Consider the following 13,262-nt stretch of genomic DNA (forward strand, 5'->3'; position numbering starts at 1 on the left):
CTCCTTAAATGTTTGCAGAGCAAACCTACTTCGTAAGCATACGCCTAAACCGCTAATCTTGGTAAAAGACCTTGCGCGACACGATTGATGTCGTGATCCATAGCACAAGCGCAATGACGGCAAAATACATCCATGCCATAGCGGCGCTGAGACCAAAATCAAAGCTTTTGAAAGCCGTATCCACCACTAGCCGGCTCGTATCATCGCTGATAAAGCTATCGATTATCGTATAAACCAGATTCGTCAAAATCAGCGGGCTGATCATAGGAAACGTAATTTTCCAAAAAGCCTCATAGCCGGTAGAGCCTTCGATCTTGGCAGCCTCGTACAAGGAGGGAGAAATCGACTGAAGACCCGCCAGGAAAATCAAAATTTGTACGCCGGATTGACTGACGATCTCATAGATTCGGCTGACAGCCCCGGTCAAATACTCCACAAAGGTAATATTGATGCCGGATTCGATGAGCATAACGGTCAGCTCTAAATTTTTCATAACGGACAAGCCGCCACCGGTCGAATCGCTCGCGCTTCGGACGACGGATTGCATTAAATCTCCGTTCTCGATGCTTGCGATAATTCCTGACGCCAGAATAACAGGTAGGAAGAAGATTGCCCGCGCGAGCACCCGTCCTCTAAACTTTTGATTGAGAAGAACCGCAAAAAATAAACTGAAAATAATTATAAGCGGTGTGTTGACCGCAATGTTAATCACAGATTCAGTCAATATCCTGACATACGATTCATGCGACAGCAAGGCTTCCCGGTAGTTGGACAAGCCGATAAACTTCAGGCTGAAGCCCTCATCCGTAATCTGCAAATTGCTTAAGCTGTAACGGAACGAGGACAACAGCGGAATCATGAACAGGAACAAGAATCCTATAAACCAGGGAAGTATGAAATAGAGTCCGTAGTATCTGTTTTTCTGCTCAAGCGAAAGCTTCTTGAACTTCATCGCTCCCTTTCACCTCCAACCCAATAATTCTTTGCCCCCACAATTATGCCGTTCACGTTCGATTCCTCATCGTTATAATTGACGATAATCGTTTTGCCTTTCTCGAATGTAGTCTGATACACCCCGCTCGTCAGCAACCGATGATCGATAATTGTTTGGGACTGTACATCATGCAGCACTGCGTTTAGCTCGCGATATCTTTGTGCCGCTTCATCGATCCATAGGCGGTAATCAGCAGAATACAAGTGATCGAACGGCGTCATCTTTATCGCCGACGAATCCGCATTAAACCATGTGTAACTAATGGCGGAGCCGGTTTCGAGCGCCTTCAAGAAGTTGTACGTAGAATCCTGATCATCCGCCATGTTCCAGGCCATACCCGCGTAATAAACATAACCGTGGAACACCAACTGAAAGAAGGGAACGGCTTCGTCAGTAATGATAAAGCTGCTGCTTGTCATCGGCGCATCTACAATATGCTTTGCATAGGAGGCTGCATAGGCATTGCCGCCTTCCACCAATAGTTCCTCTACAGCACCACTCATTTGCTGGAGCTGTTCAACGACAATCCCCTTCGAATCTTCGCGATTGATAACATTGTCACGATTGAAGTCGGAATTCAGCTTGCTGCCAAAGTCACTTAGCGACAATCCAGTGAGCTGAAGCTTCTCATAGTCCTTCATAAATCCACCCACCACTTCCGGCAGCGACTTCGGACTTAGTACATAACCCGGCTCTAGGTAGTCTTCTTCTTTGAAGTTGGCAAAGCTGTACGGATAAACTTTCGCCAGCTTGCCCGTAATAAATCGTGAAGCCTGCGATTTTTTGAAGCCATCCGATTGCGGTGCTGCTTCAAGGAAGGCTGCGTCAGGGAACAAGGAGATCCGGTTCGCATCCGCATAAGCTTTCAGCTTTTTCAAGCCTTTGCTTCCTCCAAGCTTCTTGTCGACGGAAATGGATTTGGCAAGGTCATTGTTGATGCCGCCGTTGAACCAACCTGTATAACGCAGCTTGATGTTGTCAATTCCCAGTTCCAACAATTCGCCCAATAGGAATTCCGCCTGCTCAAAGGTCGTAAGAGGCTCATAGGCGTTATAGGGAATGCCCAGGAAAAACTTCTTTTTCGGTATGCCGCCTATAAGCTCGGCATAGAATGGAACCCCCTCTTCGTTCTTAATCCTAGTTAGTCCCACTTGCTTGATCAAATAATTACGGTAATGCGCAGCCATCCCGGAGTAGCTTGCATCCTCGGCGCCGAGAAACCCGTAGCGAACGCTAATCTCGCCTTGGAAAGGCTCTGCTTGGAACTTCTTAACCGTACTGGAGCGCCACCCATTCGTGAGCGTAACCTCCTCAAGCTTAAGAAGCGTAAAGCTAGGAGACACCGTATTATAGACGTTCAGCCTGCCGCTTATATCAGCATCGATTGATGCGACAGCATCTCCCTCTTCAATGATGCCAACGAATGCCCGGTCCTTGTATTTCATCCCGAATATAGGCAATCGCGCAGCTTCATCATTCTGAATTCGAATCTGCTGGCTAATGGACGAATCTGTTCCGTATAAATCTTTATGGAACGGAGCTGCATATGTTTTTTCATTGTTGAACCGGATGAGTGAACCCGATCCGTCCGGAACGAGCGTATAGCCTTCATCCTCGCGTCCGCTGGCGCCAAAGAACGGCAACAGGGAAATCGATTGAATTTTCAGAGATTCTGGATATTCGATTCCGCCCGATTCAATCCCCACTTTCAGTTGCTCTCCATCAAGCCGATAATGGAGAGGGATCTTAACCAAGAGCTGGTCAGCAGCGGTTATGCCAAACGCGGCGTTATCAATCGCTTTCTGTTCTTCGTTGTAGCCGACCTTTTCGAAAGCATCCATGACCTTCTTTAATCCAACCCCCTTGAGGGAAGAGTCCCGTCTTTCGTAATGCTTCTCTTGCTCATTGTATTTAAAACGTTTTTCAACTTCTCTTTTTTCTCCCTTATCTTCGAGTTTGTTTAAAATGAGCGTTTGAAATCTTTCCTCACTAATATACTTCGGAATCGCATCGATATCGCTTTTGGCTTCCCCTAGCGTATAATCGATATTCAAGCCGTCATTTACCTTCTCTAAGGCAAATTGGCCGTTCTGAACACTGTGCGTATAATTGTCAAACTTCAATGAATTACCCGCACTGTCCAAATAAGATATTTCGACCTGCACATTCAGCTTCGCTTTGTTATAGCCTGTAGCGACCTTGTCATCTTCGCGATTTTGCGGATTGGAATACCAGATCGCTCCGCTGCGCTTGTCCTCAACAGCGATTTCTGTCGTTGACATATTGGCGTATAAAATCAAAAATTCATTCTCTGCCACATTTTCCATACCTTCAGCTACACTTTCCGTCTTACTGACACCGACGCTCGCAGCCTCAACCTCAACAGTCTGATCGTCGCCCGGCTCGGAAGCGGACGCCGCTTCTGCCTCTAAACCGGACACCGCCACCGAAGTAGGTTCTGCGAAATTGGTGCCTTGGGATATTAGCAAGCAGCAGGTAATGGCTGCTGTCATAATGATCGCAAGTCTTCGCTTCACCGCTTGGCCCCCTTTCTCATGCTCACAATGAAAGTTCCAGATAGATCGTGTATACAAACCCAATGATTTGTTGAATGAGGCTGAAGAACAACAGCCCCAAAAAAATGATGACACCCATGACCACGACAGTTAACAGCATCGTCATGATGGTCTTCATAACCGTATATTGATGAACCGTCATCGTTCCGATAAACAGCAGCCAAACAAACCATAGCGTAGCCGCTGATTCCAGCAAATAATAAAATGAAGCCTCACGCAGCGAAATGACATTGCTGAGCAACAAATTGGGCAAGTAGACCAAGATCAAAGGGAGCATGGCGTAACCTGTGGCGATGACAATTTCCTTAAATTTCCCTTCACCGTCCATCAGTGTGGTGAGCGACCAATTCGCGACGCACCAGAGTAAGAATGGGAGGACAATGTATTTCAACTCGTCAATGCTGTTTAAATCGAGCGGGTAATTAAAGTTGACTACATAACCGGAATACTGGCGTTTCAGTATCATCATTACTGTTACGCCGAACAAGATGGCTAGTGCGATTCTAAGTTTCCCTTTATTCTCGTATTTCAGATCCCAAAAACCGTCAAAGGGATGAAAAGCGACGTGCAGCGTGTACTTAGCGTCCTTGAGAAACTGCATTCTGTTTCATGTCCCCCTTTCTAAGCCTTAGGCTCCGGTGCACGACCATTATAGCCAATATGGAAGCGATCACAATCGTCATGTAGATTCCAAAATATTCGCGCATATATTCCCTGCGGTATTTCGTTAACGCTTTGGAATAATATTCTCTGTCGTTGCCCAGCTTCAAATATTTCATGGCCTGCTTGTATTCGCCTTGACGAAGCATTGATTTTCCGATTCCGACATATGCCATTTCGTAATTGGCGTCAAGCTTCAGCACCTGCTCCCAAAGCTTCGCCGCATCGTCATGCTTCCCTATGCTGTATAATCCGTTCGCTTCGTTAACTAAAGTTCCAAATTTTGTCGCGGTAAACTCGGTTATCATGCCCAAATCACGATCCAGCACGAAGATTCGATTGCCGAAGCTTTCAATTGCTATCGGAGTTTTGAACGTCCCGAGCTGACTGCCGAGTTGTCCGACCACATACAACAGATTGCCATCCTCGTTGTAAGTGAATACTCGCCCCCGAGTTGAATCAAGCGTCCGGTAAACTCCATTGCTGCTGACATCGATATCGATGAAAGCTGATCGGTCTCTAGTGAAATCGCCTATCGGCCCCCATGCCCCATTCACACGAAGCACATCGATGCCGGATGGGTTTAGCTTTTTGACAGGAATTGAAGTTTGCTTGTCAAGGGTAGTCGTAAAAATAAATCCATTAGAATCGACATCCGTATTATTAAATTCAATCGGAACAAACCGGATCATCTTCTCCCGCTGTTCCTTGGTTGCTACCGTCTTCCAGAACAAATCAACTGGATCAAATTGAACGGGGTTCGTACCAATAAAGCCGGTAAAATCGCCTTCGCTGTCGAATTCAATAATCCCGTCAAAGACGCCTCTCGCGACTACGTAGATGCGGCCGGCTTTATCGACGATTACCTTGCGCGGGATATATTCGAAATTGTCGCTAAGCACCTCCGACTTCGGAGCGCCAATTTCTCTAATGAATGCTCCGTCGCCATCAAGTACGATGACGCGCCTGTTTTCGGTATCTGCCACAAAAATATGGCCCCCATCGGTAACGAAGATGCCTTCGGGTTTGTTGAAGCTATCCTGCTTGCCGTTATGGTCAAAGCCTTGAATTTGGCGGATGGCCTTCCACTCGCTGTTAAGCACGACAATTCGCCCGTTGCCGGAATCCAGAATGTACAAATTGCCGTCCGACGCCATAAACATATCGCTCGGCGTCATCATGGGCCCAATACCTAATTCCTGTCCCGTTATCGCCCTGGAGGGAAGATAAGCAATTGGCGATTTAACGTCATCTCCCCAATACGAATACGTATATCCCTCATACGGCGCTGCTTGAGCTGGCTTCGGACTTAGGCCGCATATCATCATCGCTGCTGCCAGGATCAGAATCGATCGCTTAATTATCAAACCTATACGCCTCCATCGCTTTAGTCCTTCATGCCGGACGAAGCCATCGTTTGAATCACATTGCTTTGAGACAACACAAACGTTACGATCGGCACCGTCATGATAATAACCGCAACTGCGGCTCCCACCCCAGCGCGGGCGATACCGCCTTGAACGATTTGTCCCATGGCGTAGTGCATCGTCTTAAGCTGTTCACTATAGATAAAACTGCCTCCATCCGTTCCCCACAGCATTTGCATCATCAGGATGAGCAGCGTAAGCCAAGCTGGCTTGACGAGCGGCATGACGATCTGCCAGAAAATACGGTATTCGCTGGCGCCGTCGATCTTCGCCGCTTCCAGCAGCGCATCCGGTATTTGCTCCATAAATTGCTTCATTAAATACAAGCCGAGCGGATACGCGAACGCCGGTACGATAACAGCCTGATACGAATCAATCCATCCCAGGACAGACATGATCATATAGTTCGGAATAGCCGTTACATGCGGAGAGAACATCAGCGAAAGGACAATGATCGTAAACAATACTTTATGCCCACGGAATCTGATCTTGGCCAGCGGGTAAGCCGCAGCCGAAGCGAGCAGAATATGCCCTGCGGTGCCTGCTGCCGTTATAAAAAAGGTATTAAAAATATATCTGGAAAATGGAACCCATGAGCTCTTCATCACTTGAAACAAATCCATGAAGTTATCAAGTGTCGCATTCCTCACAAACAGCGTTGGCGGGAATACGAACAGCTCATCCAGTGGTTTGAACGCATTATTAATGACATAGATCAACGGCACTGCCATAAAGGCTCCGAACAGACCCAGCAACAGGAACAGCATGATGTCTACCTGCCAAGAGCGGTTTACCCTTTTTTTGAGACTTATAGCCAGCTTCATCGAGCCTATTCCCCCACCCTCTTCAGCAACTTTTGAACGGCCAGATTCGAGCCCAGCATTAGAATAAACAGCACGGTTGCAATGGCGGATGCATAACCCATTTCGAACCGAATCGTGCCGTAATCCACCAAGTGGGTAACGATCGTATGAGCTCCATACTGCACGCTCGGGAAGCCGGCAAGAGCCATCGCGACGTCCGCTACCGCAAGGGAAGACGTAATCTGAATGACAGCGCCGAACATCAACTGAGGCCGCATCGAAGGGAGCGTAATAAACCAAAGCTCCTGCCAGCGGTTTTTAACCCCGTCCACCGCCCCAGCCTCGTACAACGTACGGTCAACCGTCTGCAAGCCGGCAATGAACGCCAGAAAGCTGGTGCCCAGACTGAGCCACAATTGGACAAGCATAATGATACCAAGCATATATTTCGGATTCTGAAGCCATAGAATCGGCTCGTAGATGATCCCGATCTTCATTAGCAATCCGTTCATGATGCCGTATGAATCGCCGGAAAAAATAATTTGCCATATAAAGAACACATTGCCTGATATCGATGGCGCAAAAAACACGAGCGTCATAAACGCCCTGACCTTCGGTTTAAGCTCATTAATAAGCCACGCAAAGACAAAACAGGCAATATAGCTGACTGGTCCGGTAATAACGGCAAAAATCATCGTATTTTTAAGCCCGATCAGAAATACATCATCGTTCCACAACAGCTTGGAGTAGTTCTCCCAGCCGACCCAGCGTGGCGACTCCAGCATGTTAAAGCTCGTAAAGCTGAAGAAAATCGATATGACGACCGGGAGTACCGTAAACAACAGGAACAATAACACATATGGAGCCAGCAGAACATAAGCATGTCGATCCCGCTTTATGTCCTTGGCAAACAGCTCCCACTTCCCTTGCAACCGGGTGGAGCGGCCCTTCGGCTGCATCATCATCTCCGGCGCGATTTTCGTTTTTTGCAAAAGAGTCCCTCCCTAGTCCTTCCCGTCCAACTTGAACTCATTACGTTTTTCCTTGATCTCATAGTCTATTTCCTGAACATAGTCATACAAGGCGTCAGACGTGTTCGTACCGTTGTTGATCACTTCGCGAAGCGCGTTATCGAGATGCCTGCCCGTGAAATAACCGCCTGGCACCTCTGGGACACCTTGCACCCATTTCCACTGCTCTTCAAGATTGCGATAATCTTGAGCGGGCCAAGGCAGCTCCTTAAGCGCTTCGATGTTGGCCGTTGGGTAGCGCGCCGCGGCGCCCATCAGCCCTTCCATCTCTCTGCCGAAGCGTACCTGCGCATCCTTGCTTACCCACCATTTCATGAACTCCCAGGCCGCTTCTTTATTCTTCGCGCCCTTGAGCATAATGGTGGCTGTTCCGCTGCTGGCGACGTCACGGCGAATGGTACCGTCAGGCTGCTTCAAGCCTGGAACCGGAATGAACTCCCATAAGCCTTTGATTTCTGGCGCGGATACGGTCAAATAGTTATAAAAGGTGTAATCCTGAATACCAACTGGCATTTCACCCGTCCGGAACCGCATTGGAAAATCGAAAATCAACGGCAGCTTGTAGCTGGTATAGAAATCGGTCCATTTCTTGAATGCGCCAAGTCCAATCTCGGTATCCAGACCGCTCTTGGCACCGTTGTTCAAGTAGAACGATCCGTCCATCTGGTACAACAGCATCGCATAGGCACGGTTCGCCTCAAGCACGGGTACACCCGTCGTCTGGGCAACTGGAAGAGCAAAGTCCATATGGTTCTTCTGCAAAACAGGGATCATCGCATAAACATCCTCCCACGTTTGCGGTGGCTCCAAATTCAGCTCCTCCAAAATGTCTTTCCGGTAAAAGAGCATATTAAAGATTTGCTGCTCAGGCAGGCCAAATACTTGACCCTCAAACTGGTAAGGTACAGTTGCGCTGTCTCTGAACTGCTTCACAACCGTCTCGTAATCCGGGAATACCGTCAAATCCTCCGCTGCACTTCGCATGCCGTAATTGACTGGTACATCATTTCCTACCTGCATGCCCACATCAGGGCCTTCACCAGCGAGAGATGCGCGAAGGAGGACATCCTGATTGACCAGCTTAAGATTGACGCCAATTCCAGTTAGCGGTGTAAATGAATCATCAATCATCGCTTTTAACACTTGCGCTTGATCGCGCCCTGTTCCTATCCATACCGTTATGGACTCTTGGTCTTCAGCCGTGTTTCCGATCGTATCGTAATCTTCAAAAAAGGAATGAAAGAAGGACGATACCTCGTGAACAGCTTTTTTGCCAAATGAAGCCTTCGCTTTAGGCAGCTTTTTGTCAGAAGAAGCAAGCACTAAATAATCGATTTCAAGCGGCTGCTCCCTAACCTGAAGAAGCCATGCTCCAACACTGCCTACGTTGATTTTGAATTGTCCGAGCCGCTTCTGAACCGTATCCGGTTTTTTCGCCAAATCAGCCAGCTGATAAGCCGTTTTGTTCAATACGGCGGTTTTGTCGCTCTTCTCGCCCGTTAAGCGCACTAGCTCTTCCGACACAGCATACAAAATATCGCTTTGTTTCTTAAACACTTCAACCATGTCAGGAATTTGTTTATCTAATTGATAATCTCGGTACGGATCTGGCACATTACCAGTAATCATCAAGATTTTTCGATACATAGCATTAATTTCGAGCAAGCTTGCCTCTACTTGGCGAATCAGAGGTGCGACCGCACCTAGGCTTACCTCAAGCTTCAGCTCGTGCTTGCCTTTGGTCAAATAGAATAAATAAGGTTCTTCCTCATCGCTGCTAAGCACATTCATCTGCCAATCCGAGTCGTAATAAAACGGAATTTGCGTCATTTCCTTAAACGGGATTTCCCCGTCAATCCATAGCGAGCGTGTAGAGTAAATCCCCCGCAGCAATTCTTGCCTGCTCTTAAGGGCAATGCGGTATAATCCGTCCTCCGGCGCTTCGATCTCCCATGCGATCCATTGGCCTGGCACTCGCCAGTTATTGCCGCCGATCGTATTCATTCTGATCTTCGACACGTCATAAGGTTCGGTAGACGGACTCGAACGGTCGGAGATGGGATATAAAGTTGGAGATGACTTGTAAGAAGCGTCCTCGCCCTGAACTTTAATTAGTTGTCCGCTCGTCTCTTTATAGCCTTTAGAGCCATAGTCGGCTTTCACCTCTTCGTAAGCAGCAGGTGCATCATACCGATAAAATTTGATGTGGTCGATGGCCATCGGTTCTCTGGAAGACACTAGGGTCAACGTGTGCTTGCCAGCCGAGAAATAGAACATGTACGGATCTTCGTAATATCCCTCTGTATCTCTAAGCAGCGATTCCTGCCACATCGGCGATTCGATTTGGCGCGGCCGCAGCTCATTGCCCCTGTTATCTTGCGCGATTTGCTCGCTCTCGTTTTTCCATACGCGGTTAAAAGTCAGGTTCTTGGCACTTAAAAACGGAAGCTCCCCATCTATCAATAACTCCCTTTCAATTGCGGAGCTTTTGCCTTCTATCGGAAAATAGCGAATGGCGACATGATATAAGCCCGATTTCGGTACCTCGAGTTCCCATTCCATCGAACCGCTTTCCCCCGTCTTGACGAAGTTGCCCGATTGTCCGCCTAGCTCGCTTACAATTTCGGGATTCATTTCATTAGCTCTTATATAGTCCGCACCTTGAATCACGACCTCCTCACCCAGCCGTTCTTCATCTTTGTACAGCTGAAAATAATGGTCATAGCTTTTCTCCGATACTCCCGTCAAGGAGTTCTGATCAAGGATTGCATCGGCTTCTGTATTTGTTGCGGCCCCAGTAACTGCCGCGCTGGACTGTGGTATAGGGAAAACCAATATCGACATCAGCATAGTGATGACAATCAGCCAAGAGACGGTCATTCTGGAAAAGGCGATTTTCACCTAATTTCCCCCTTTTGCAAACTAGCGGAATCTTGTTTTTCCAGCAATCACCCGGTCGTCCGTAGTCGGAAAACCGGACAATCTGCCTTTTCACATCTATTATTCTGTGAACCTACTCTTTCTTCTCTTCAACCTCGCCTCTCAATACCTTATCAGCAGCCGCTTGTGCTGGTCCGATCACTTGAGCGATACCCGTCGACGGCGTAATTTCACCTTTAACGAACTTACCTGTCACGGCATCGAGCTGGTCTTTAACGCCCAAACCACCGAAGCGTCCGCCAAATACCCGCTGTACCTTGCCCGCTTCATTCATTGCATTTGCAATTGAGGCTTCATCCGGCAGCACATTTTCAAGCCACAGCTGGCGATTAGGTTGCCAGTTGTCAAAATCCTGAAGCTCTTCCCAAATTTTCACGATAGCTTCCGCATCCTTGACGCCTTTAGGAATGACATAAGCAGCTGTTTGTCCGAGCGGATCTGTAAAGGATAATGCATTAGGTGATTTAGGGAAGTAGACATAACCCCATTCATCCTTCATCTTATCTGTCAAACGTCCTTCAATCTCCCACAATCCGCCTGGGTACATCGCAATTTTGCCTTCTGCGAAATATTTTGCCGGATCTTCCCAGTCGTTTCCTTCGTTCGCTTTAATCACTTTGTGAGTGTTGTAAAGCTCATACTCGAAATTAAGCGCTTCCATTGCAGTTGGAGAATCAAACGCTACTTTCTTGGAGGCTTCATCGTAGATAAGGCCGCCGTTGCTTGCAATCAACTGCTCCGAGAAAGTATAATGCGCGCCCGCAAGACCGTATTGGTCAATTTTGCCGTCACCGTTATTATCTACAGTCAGTTTCTTCGCAGCATCAAGCATCGTCGTCCAATTCCAGTTCTCCTCGTCCATCAATTGCTGAGGATCTTTCAAGCCAGCTTCCTTAAAGATTCGTTTATTGTAGTACATGCCGGAGTCATTCGCGTTGAACCAGCCTTCTAGGCCAAATACATGCTCGCCGCCAAAACGCATGGAGTCGATTACGTCTTGGGCAATGCGGGTATTATTCAGGTAATCTTCCAATGGCGTTAGGAATCCACCGTTCATAAGTCCCCAGATAAATCCGTCTGGCAGCCGGACGATATCCGCGAAAGGATCGTTAGCCATAACAGAGGACGACAGCTTCTCGGAAGTCGACCAGTATTCTGTGTTTAGGTACTTGATTTTGACGTTATATTTCTCTTCCACTTTTTTGATTCTTTCACGCGCCAATTCATCAGCTTCAGAGTCGCCAACCGGTGTTGCGTCCCACCAGTGCGAAATGCGAATTTCTCTTCCCCCCAAATCAGGCGCAGGAAGATTAGGCTCATCGCTTGGAGCCACGGTTGCAGTCGGTGCTTCGCTTGCAGGCGCTTGAGTTACCGGCGCATTCCCTCCGTTGTTGCCACTGCATGCAGACATCATCGCCATAAAGACGGTTAATGCAACAATCAACATCGGTTTCATCTTTTTCAACTGATACATGGTTTAGCCACTCCCCTTGAATGAATGATTACATGCCTAATGAATAGAGTAAAAACAAGACGGTTCCGTTAAAAAATCTCCTCCATCCTCCCCCGAAGAAAAAATTCCGATCGGCAGCCAATTTATGAAATGGTTTTCATGAAACCCATTTCATTATAGCTCGATCCCAATTATTGGTCAATAATAAAGTTTATTTTTCCAGCGCTTCCTTATGGCAGTAGACAGCGATTCCGTCTTCTTCCGAACAAAAAGAGCAGTATCCCGTAAATAGGGATGCTGCTCTTTTAAGAATAATTTCGCTTTTATGAGTGCAATAAAAAATCTATCCCCTTCGGGGGCCCGAGCTTTGCCGAACAATAAGCTGAGGCGCCAGCGATGTCAGCTTTTTGACTTTTTCTTGATTCATCATCGCTTTAAGTACTGTTACTGCCGTCTTTCCAAGCTCGTGTGCCTGCTGGGAAACGGTAGTCAATTCGGGGATAAAATGATGCGCCAACGGAATATCGTCAAATCCGACGATAGACATATCATCCGGAATCGTTAGTCCAGACTCCACAGACGCCTTAATCGCTCCAATCGCGGTATAATCGTTGACGCAGAACACCGCAGTCGGCTTCTCCTTCATCGCCAGCAACTTCAGCATCTGATGCTTGCCAGAATCGATAGAGAAGCTGTTGGGCAGCAGCCAATCCTCCCGCACATCCAGCCCTTCCTCATTCATCGTTTTTCGGAATGCACGCAGCTTGTTCAATGTTGTTGTCATATGGCTTTCACCGCCTATAAAGCCGATCTCTGTATGCCCCAGCTCGATCAAATGCCGGACCGCGAGAGTGGTGCCTGCCGACTCGTCAGTGGCTACCCTAACCAAGTCGGTGCCCCGCAAGGCTCCATTAATTAATACTGTCGGAATGACGCTGGCAAACTGTACGAGCTCCTGCACCAGATGGTCATCGCATTGTTTTAAATTAATCCGTCCTCCCAGAAATATAAGGCCATCCACACGTTTCTCCCGTAAAATGCTGAGATATTGCGATTCCTTCGCATAATCGCCGATTGAATTGCTAAGCAGGAAGGTGTGTCCCGACTGCTGCGCCTTTTCCTCTGCTCCCGCAAATACTTCCGGAAAAAAGGGATTGGTCAGATCGGGGACGATTACGCCTATAATTCCGGTTTCATTTGTAAGAAGGCTTCGAGCCATTGCATTAGGCTGAAAGTTGTATTTTTGAATAAGCTCTTCAATCTTGGCGCGGGTAGATCCTTTTACCGGAGCGGTATCGTTTAATACCCGGGATACCGTCGAAACTGACACATTGGCTTCCTTTGCAATATCATATATGGTGACCTGTCTCAAGCCTAA

At 47.7% G+C, this 13,262-nt stretch carries 9 protein-coding genes; all 9 read right to left on the reverse strand.

Going from position 1 to position 13,262, the window contains the following annotated elements; all coding sequences use genetic code 11:
- Positions 1 to 52 precede the first annotated feature (52 nt).
- Positions 53 to 952: a carbohydrate ABC transporter permease gene (locus E0496_RS17585; RefSeq protein WP_141503069.1), complete on the reverse strand. Its 900-nt coding sequence runs from the start codon at positions 950 to 952 to the stop codon at positions 53 to 55.
- Positions 949 to 3,531: a DUF5696 domain-containing protein gene (locus tag E0496_RS17590; protein WP_141503070.1), complete on the reverse strand. Its 2,583-nt coding sequence runs from the start codon at positions 3,529 to 3,531 to the stop codon at positions 949 to 951. Before E0496_RS17590 ends, E0496_RS17585 begins: the two co-directional genes overlap by 4 nt.
- 22 nt (positions 3,532 to 3,553) lie before the next feature.
- Positions 3,554 to 4,171: a Yip1 family protein gene (locus E0496_RS17595; RefSeq protein WP_141503071.1), complete on the reverse strand. Its 618-nt coding sequence runs from the start codon at positions 4,169 to 4,171 to the stop codon at positions 3,554 to 3,556.
- Entirely contained in the window at positions 4,149 to 5,597 is a 1,449-nt protein-coding gene (locus tag E0496_RS17600; RefSeq protein WP_141503072.1) for a gluconolactonase, read from the reverse strand. The genes E0496_RS17595 and E0496_RS17600 overlap by 23 nt, the downstream gene beginning before the upstream one ends.
- Positions 5,598 to 5,617: 20 nt before the next feature.
- Positions 5,618 to 6,481, reverse strand: coding sequence for a carbohydrate ABC transporter permease (locus E0496_RS17605; protein ID WP_141503073.1), 864 nt, complete (start codon positions 6,479 to 6,481; stop codon positions 5,618 to 5,620).
- A 5-nt stretch (positions 6,482 to 6,486) separates the two neighbouring features.
- Positions 6,487 to 7,425, reverse strand: a complete 939-nt coding sequence (locus tag E0496_RS17610; RefSeq protein WP_141503337.1) for a carbohydrate ABC transporter permease — start codon at positions 7,423 to 7,425, stop codon at positions 6,487 to 6,489.
- 39 nt (positions 7,426 to 7,464) lie between these two features.
- On the reverse strand, positions 7,465 to 10,392 hold the full coding sequence (locus E0496_RS17615; protein WP_241674849.1) for an extracellular solute-binding protein: 2,928 nt from the start codon (positions 10,390 to 10,392) through the stop codon (positions 7,465 to 7,467).
- A gap of 112 nt (positions 10,393 to 10,504) precedes the next feature.
- A complete protein-coding gene (locus E0496_RS17620; protein WP_141503074.1) occupies positions 10,505 to 11,905 on the reverse strand; it encodes an ABC transporter substrate-binding protein in 1,401 nt (466 codons plus the stop codon).
- A gap of 322 nt (positions 11,906 to 12,227) precedes the next feature.
- Positions 12,228 to 13,256 (reverse strand): LacI family DNA-binding transcriptional regulator, encoded by a 1,029-nt coding sequence (locus tag E0496_RS17625; RefSeq protein WP_141503075.1) that lies wholly within the window; start codon positions 13,254 to 13,256, stop codon positions 12,228 to 12,230.
- Between the last annotated feature and the right edge of the window lie 6 nt (positions 13,257 to 13,262).

Source organism: Paenibacillus luteus (genome assembly GCF_006542765.1).
Lineage (GTDB): Bacteria > Bacillota > Bacilli > Paenibacillales > Paenibacillaceae > Pristimantibacillus > Pristimantibacillus luteus.